Consider the following 5,753-nt stretch of genomic DNA (forward strand, 5'->3'; position numbering starts at 1 on the left):
CCACCCTCCTCCCTCCACCTCCCTTCCCCCTTCGAGGGCCGGGCCTTAATCTGACGCACCGTCAATCAGGGCCCCGGTGCCGGGAGGCGATCGCGCATGCTGCTGCAAGGGAAGACCGTCATCGTCTCCGGCGTCGGGGCCGGGCTCGGCCACCAGGTCGCCGCAGCCGTCGTACGGGACGGCGGACAGGCCGTGCTCGGTGCGCGGACCGAGGCGAATCTGGCCAAATCCGCCGCCGAGATCGACCCCGACGGCACCCACACCGCCCACCGGGCCACCGACATCACCGACGAGCGCCAGTGCGAGGCCCTGGCCGCCCTCGCCGTCGAGCGGTTCGGCGGCATCGACGCCGTCGTCCACGTCGCAGCCCGGGACTCGTACTTCGGCGGACTCGCAGACGCCGACTTCGACACCTGGGCCCAGGTCCTCGACGTCAACCTGCTCGGCACCCTCCGCATGACCCGCGCCTGCCTGCCCGCCCTCAAGCAGCGCGGCGGCTCGGTCGTCCTCATCGGCACGCAGTCCGCCGTCGCCGCACCCAACGAGGTGCAACAGGCCGCGTACGCCGCCTCCAAGGGCGCCCTCACCTCTGCCATGTACTCCCTGGCCCGCGAGGTCGGCCCGCACCGCATCCGCGTCAACACCGTGCTGCCCGGCTGGATGTGGGGGCCGCCCGTCCAGGCCTTCGTCACCTTCACCGCGCACTCCGAGGGCGTCCCCGAAGCGGAGGTGCGCGCCCGGCTCACCGCCCGCACGGCCCTGCCCGACCTCGCCACCGACGGGGACGTCGCGGACGCCGCCGTGTTCCTCGCCTCCGACCGGGCGCGGTCGATAACCGGCCAATCCCTGCTGGTCAACGCCGGTGAGCTGATGCGATGAGCGCCGGTCGGCGCCCCGCCGACGGGCCACCGGATCGTATGCTCACCGCATGACCCCTCCGAGTGACGCCCCGACCCAGAACGCGATGCGCCGCGCGCTCCGGCGCGCCCGTGACGGCGTCGCGCTCGACGCGACCGAGGCAGCCGTACTGCTCCGGGCGCGCGGCGACGACCTGGAGGACCTCGCCGCTTCCGCCGCGCGGGTCCGCGACGCCGGGCTCGCGGCGGCCGGCCGCCCGGGCGTGATCACTTACTCGAAGAGCGTGTTCATACCCCTCACGCGGCTCTGCCGCGACAAATGCCACTACTGCACCTTCGTCACCGTCCCCGGGAAGCTGCGCCGCGCCGGCCACGGGATGTACATGTCGCCGGACGAGGTCCTCGACATCGCCCGCCGCGGCGCCGCCCTCGGCTGCAAGGAAGCGCTCATCACCCTCGGCGACAAGCCGGAGGACCGCTGGCCCGAGGCCCGCGAATGGCTGGAAGCGCACGGCTACGACGACACCATCTCCTACGTGCGGGCCATCTCCATCCGGATCCTGGAGGAGACCGGCCTGCTGCCGCACCTCAACCCGGGTGTCATGGGCTGGGCGGACTTCCAGCGGCTCAAGCCGGTCGCCCCGTCCATGGGCATGATGCTGGAGACCACCGCGACCCGCCTGTGGTCCGAGCCCGGCGGCCCCCACCACGGCTCCCCCGACAAGGAGCCCGCCGTCCGGCTGCGGGTCCTGGAGGACGCCGGACGCTCCTCCGTCCCCTTCACCTCCGGCCTGCTGATCGGCATCGGGGAGACCTACGAGGAGCGCGCCGAGTCGCTGTTCGCCCTACGGCGCACGGCCCGTGCGTACCACGGCATCCAGGAGCTGATCATCCAGAACTTCCGCGCCAAGCCGGACACGGCGATGCGCGGGATGCCCGACGCCGACCTCGACGACCTCGTCGCCACCATCGCCGTGGCCCGGCACATCATGGGCCCGTCGGCCTGCCTCCAGGCCCCGCCGAACCTCGTCGACGGGGAGTACGCCCGCATCGTCGGCGCCGGCATCGACGACTGGGGCGGGGTCTCCCCGCTGACCATCGACCACGTCAACCCCGAGCGGCCCTGGCCCCAGATCGAGCGGCTCGCCGAGCAGTCCGCGGCCGCCGGCTTCGAGCTGCGGGAACGGCTCTGCGTCTACCCGGAGTTCGTCCGCCGCGGCGAGCCCTGGCTCGACCCGCGCCTGCTGCCGCACGTCCAGGCCCTCGCCGACCCGGAGACCGGCCTCGCCCGGCCCGACGCCGAGGTCGTCGGACGGCCGTGGCAGGAGCCCGAGGAGGCGTTCACCGCCAGCGGGCGCACCGACCTGCACACCGCCGTCGACACCGAGGGCCGCACCGGCGACCGCCGCGAGGACTTCGACCACGTCTACGGCGACTGGGAGTCCCTGCGCGAGGCCGCCGCGCCCGGCATGGCCCCCGAGCGCATCGACACCGACGTACGGGCCGCCCTCACCCAGGCCGCCGACGACCCCGAGAAGCTCACCGACGCCCAAGCGCTGGCCCTGCTGCATGCGGACGGGCCGGCGCTGGACGCACTGTGCCGGATCGCGGACGGGCTGCGCAGGTCGGTGGTGGGCGAGGACGTCACGTACATCGTCACGCGCAACATCAACTTCACCAACGTCTGCTACACCGGCTGCCGTTTCTGCGCCTTCGCGCAGCGCCGGACCGACGCCGACGCGTACACGCTGTCGCTGGAGCAGGTCGCCGACCGGGCCGCGCAGGCCTGGGACGTGGGCGCGGTCGAGGTGTGCATGCAGGGCGGCATCCACCCGGACCTGCCGGGGACGGCCTACTTCGACATCGCGCGGGCGGTGAAGGAGCGGGTGCCGGGCATGCACGTGCACGCCTTCTCCCCGATGGAGGTCGTCAACGGCGCCAGCCGCACCGGCATGTCCGTACGGGACTGGCTGACCGCCGCCAAGGAGGCCGGGCTGGACTCCATCCCGGGCACGGCCGCGGAGATCCTCGACGACGAGGTCCGCTGGGTCCTCACCAAGGGCAAACTGCCCACGGCCGACTGGATCGACGTCGTCACCACCGCCCACGAGCTCGGCATCCGGTCCTCCTCGACCATGATGTACGGGCACGTGGACCAGCCCAGGCACTGGCTCGGGCACCTGCGCACCCTGGCCCGCATCCAGCAACAGACGGGGGGGTTCACCGAGTTCGTGACGCTGCCGTTCATCCACACCAACGCGCCCGTCTACCTGGCGGGCATCGCCCGGCCCGGCCCGACGGTCCGCGACAACCGGGCGGTGACGGCGATGGCCCGGCTGCTGCTCCACCCGCACATCACCAACATCCAGACGAGCTGGGTGAAGCTGGGCGCGGAGGGCGCGGCGGAGATGCTCCGCTCGGGCGCCAACGACCTCGGCGGGACGCTGATGGAGGAGACCATCTCCCGTATGGCCGGGTCGGGTTACGGCTCGTACAAGTCCGTCAAGGACCTGGTCGCGATCGCCGGGGCCGCGGGCCGGCCGGCCCGGCCCCGCACCACGCTGTACGGGGAGGTGCCGCAGGAGCGGCAGCGCGCGGCGGCCGCCTCGGACGGGCACCTGCCGGAGCTGCTGCCCGTCCTGGACTGAGGCGGGGCGCCGCTGCCGGGCCGGTCGGCTCGGCAGCGGCGGCCGCAGGACTGCGCATGCAAACGGCGCGATCAGTCGACGAGGTGGTCCTTCTTCTTCGCACCGCCGAGGCTGCGGGGGCGGGCGGGAACGCCGCCCGAACGGGACATGGCCGAAAACGGCCGCCCGACGGCAGGTGACCAGACGCGCCGCCGGCGCGTCGCCGCACATCGGACGCCACGCGGCGCGGACCCCCGCGTCCGCCGCAGGACACGATCCGGCCTTTCTCCCCCCACGTACGGGTCTCTTGATCGCCTTCCTCCGGTCCTGATCAGGCATGTCCACTACAGTGCGCGCCAGAACAGGCGGGCAGTCGGGGGGCAGCACGATGGACATCGCAACCAACACCGAGGCGGAGAGCACCACCGCGGCGGCTGCGGGTGTGCCGGCATCCGGCACACCGGCAGCCGGCACACCGACCACGGCAGCCGCCCCTGCCACGGCGCCGGCCGGACCGGCCGGCGCCACCCTCGGCGGCCGCTCCCCCCTCGCCACCGGCCTCTGGGGCCGCACCGAACAACAAGACTTCCGCAGCCGCGTCCGCGGCACCCTCCTCGGCTCCGCCATCGGCGACGCCCTCGGCGCCCCCGTCGCCGCCCTCTCCCTCGACGGCATCCGCGACGCCCACGGCCCCGCCGGCCTCACGGAACCCGCACCCGCCGCCTCGCCCGCCGACGGCCGCCGCGGCGCCGTCACCTCCTGCACCCAGCTCACCCTCTTCACCGTCGACGGCCTCATCCGCGCCCACGTACGCCGCGACACCGGCGCCTGGCACCCGCCCACCGACGTCCACCGCGCCTACCTCCGCTGGGCCGCCACCCAGCACGACTGGGGCCCCGACGAACGCCGCGAGGACGACGGCTGGCTCGCCCGCCAGGAATGGCTCTACGCCCGCCGCAGCCCCGGTCGCGCCTGCATGACCGGCTTCGCCGACACCACCCGCGGCACCCTCGACCGCCCCAGGAACCCCACCGCGCGCGACGCCGCCGCCGCCACCCGCTCGGCCCCCTTCGGACTCCTCGTCGGCTGGGAACCCGCCCTCGTCCTCCAACTCGCCGTCGAATGCGCCGTCCAGAGCCACGGCCACCCCACCGCCTACCTCTCCGCGGCCGCCGTCGCCGCCATCGTGCACGGCCTCACCCGCGGCGACACCCTCGACACCGCCGCCCAGCGCACCCTCGGCCTCCTCGGCAGCCGCTCGGGCCACCAGCCCGTCACCGACGCCCTCCAACGCGCCCTCACCGCAGCCACCTCCGCCACCACCCCCTCCCCCAGAACCGTCGCGTCCCTCGCCCCGGGCGACAACGGCGACGCCGAGGACGCCCTGGCCGTCGCCGTCTACTGCGCACTCGTCGCCGAGGACGTCCCCCACGGGCTGCGCCTCGCCGTCAACCACGGCGGCGACTCCTCCGCCACCGGCGCCCTGTGCGGCGCCCTCCTCGGCGCCCTCCACGGCGAAACCGCCCTCCCCGCCGCCTGGCTCGCCGACCTCGAAGGCCGCGCCACCCTCCTGGAACTCGCCGACGACTTCTCCCTGGAGATGACCCAGGGCCCCACCCTCCACGGCCCCGGCGTCTCCGCCCCGGCCTGGCTGGCCCGCTACCCGCGCGCCTGACCCGGCCCGGCCCCCTGCCGCCGCCCGGCAGATCCCCGTACCGTGGCCTCACCCGTCACGGAGGTGCCCTCGCCCATGCGGATCGCCACGACCGTCTTCCTGACCGACCGGACCGTCACCCCCGTCCGTCTCGCCCGCAGCCTGGAGGAACGCGGCTTCGCCGGCCTCTACCTGCCCGAGCACACCCACATCCCCGTCTCCCGGGACACCGCCGCCCCGATGGGCGGCGACCTCCCCGAGATGTACGGGCGCACCCTCGACCCCTTCGTGGCCCTCGCCCAGGCCGCCGCCGTCACCGAACGGCTCCGCCTCGGCACCGGCATCACCCTCGTCGCCCAGCACGACCCGATCGTCCTCGCCAAGCAGATCGCCACCCTGGACCACCTCTCCGGCGGCCGCCTCACCCTCGGCGTCGGCTACGGCTGGAACGTCGAAGAGGCCGCCGACCACGGCGTCGACTGGCGTACCCGCCGCGAACTCGTCCGCGACCGCATGGCGTTGATGCGTGTCCTGTGGGCGCCCGAGCCCGCCGCGTACGTCGGCCAGTACTGCTCCGTCCAGGCCAGCCAGGCCCACCCCAAGCCCGCCCAGCCC

At 74.2% G+C, this 5,753-nt stretch carries 4 protein-coding genes; all 4 read left to right on the forward strand.

Features of this window, described 5'->3' with window-relative positions; genetic code table 11:
* The first annotated feature begins 96 nt into the window (after window positions 1-96).
* Window positions 97-879, forward strand: a complete 783-nt coding sequence (locus tag HYE82_RS33525) for an SDR family oxidoreductase (protein ID WP_179177991.1) — start codon at window positions 97-99, stop codon at window positions 877-879.
* A gap of 49 nt (window positions 880-928) precedes the next feature.
* Window positions 929-3,505, forward strand: a complete 2,577-nt coding sequence (locus HYE82_RS33530; protein ID WP_179177992.1) for a bifunctional FO biosynthesis protein CofGH — start codon at window positions 929-931, stop codon at window positions 3,503-3,505.
* A 367-nt stretch (window positions 3,506-3,872) separates the two neighbouring features.
* On the forward strand, window positions 3,873-5,159 hold the full coding sequence (locus HYE82_RS33535; protein ID WP_179177993.1) for an ADP-ribosylglycohydrolase family protein: 1,287 nt from the start codon (window positions 3,873-3,875) through the stop codon (window positions 5,157-5,159).
* Window positions 5,160-5,234: 75 nt separating this feature from the next.
* A partial coding sequence (locus HYE82_RS33540) for a TIGR03619 family F420-dependent LLM class oxidoreductase (RefSeq protein WP_179177994.1) occupies window positions 5,235-5,753 on the forward strand: 519 nt, incomplete at its 3' end.

This window comes from Streptomyces sp. BR123, assembly GCF_013401435.1.
GTDB lineage: Bacteria > Actinomycetota > Actinomycetes > Streptomycetales > Streptomycetaceae > Streptomyces.

Excerpts from the sequence above, each read along its gene's own strand:
- HYE82_RS33530 (WP_179177992.1), top strand. The coding sequence starts at position 929 with ATGACCCCTCCGAGTGACGCCCCGACCCAGAACGCGATGCGCCGCGCG.
- HYE82_RS33535 (WP_179177993.1), top strand. The coding sequence starts at position 3,873 with ATGGACATCGCAACCAACACCGAGGCGGAGAGCACCACCGCGGCGGCT.
- HYE82_RS33525 (WP_179177991.1), top strand. The coding sequence starts at position 97 with ATGCTGCTGCAAGGGAAGACCGTCATCGTCTCCGGCGTCGGGGCCGGG.